This window comes from Bradyrhizobium ingae (assembly GCF_055791185.1).
Map to the genome: position 1 here is coordinate 1 of NZ_JBVUBB010000096.1, position 1049 is coordinate 1049.

Annotated in this window: 1 protein-coding gene; it reads left to right on the forward strand. The window is 59.8% G+C overall.

All coding sequences use genetic code 11. From position 1 onward, the window contains the following. The first annotated feature begins 94 nt into the window (after nt 1–94). Nucleotides 95–1034 (forward strand): IS630 family transposase gene (locus ACV1FX_RS41685; protein ID WP_473123278.1). Its coding sequence is split into 2 segments (ribosomal slippage): nt 95–430 and nt 432–1034, totalling 939 coding nucleotides; the frame shifts between segments, so codons are not numbered across the junction. Nucleotides 1035–1049 lie beyond the last annotated feature (15 nt).

Genomic DNA, 1049 nt, shown 5'->3' on the forward strand with positions numbered 1-1049 from the left:
CTAAAGCGGGATGGGGTTAGGTTGAATCGATTTGGGATTCCCAAATCAGTGGGTTTCTGATTCACCATGCAGGCTGGATTGGAGGCCAGCATGGATGGGCAAGCCTTATTCTCTGGATCTTCGCAAGCGTGTTGTGTCTGCGATCGAAGGCGGGATGTCGCGCAATCGGGCCGCCAAGCAGTTTGGGGTTGCAATCAGCACTGCCATCGGCTGGATGCAGCGGGTCGAGGAGACCGGCAGCGTTGAACCTGGCCAGATGGGCGGTCACAAGCCGAAGGCGGTTTCGGGAGAGCACGCGGTCTGGCTGTCGCAGCGGATCAGGGACGGCGATTTCACCATACGCGGTCTCGTTATCGAGCTTGCCGAGCGCGGCCTGAAGGTCGACTACCACTCGGTGTGGGACTTCGTTCATGCCGAGAAGCTCAGCTTCAAAAAAAAGCGTGGCGGCCGGCGAACGCGATCGACCCGAGGTCGCACGGCGGCGAGCCCAGTGGACAAAATATCAAGGTCGCGTCGAAGCTGAGCGGCTGGTCTTCATCGACGAGACCTGGACCAGGACCGACATGGCTCCCTTACGGGGATGGGCCCCGCGTGGGCACAGACTTCCGGCCAAGGTTCCCCACGGTCGCTGGAAGACCATGACCTTCCTGGCGGCCCTGCGTCATGACCGGATCGATGCGCCATGGTTCATCGAGGGGCCGATCGATGGCGTGAGCTTTCGCACCTATGTCGAGAAGGTTCTTCTGCCCGTCCTTCGACCCGGCGATATCGTCGTCTTGGATAACCTCGGCAGCCACAGGAGCAAAGCAGTTCGCCAGCTCATCCGTTCGGTCGGCGCCAAGCTCTTCTTCCTGCCAAAATACTCGCCCGACCTGAATCCGATCGAACAGGTCTTTGCCAAGCTCAAGCACCTGCTCCGTAAAGCTGCCGCGCGAACCGTCGACGCGGTCTGCGCCGCAATCAGCCGCGCACTCGATGCCTTCACCTCCGAGGAATGCGCCAACTACCTCAAAAATTCAGGCTATCGAACTTAATGCCATCACGCTTTA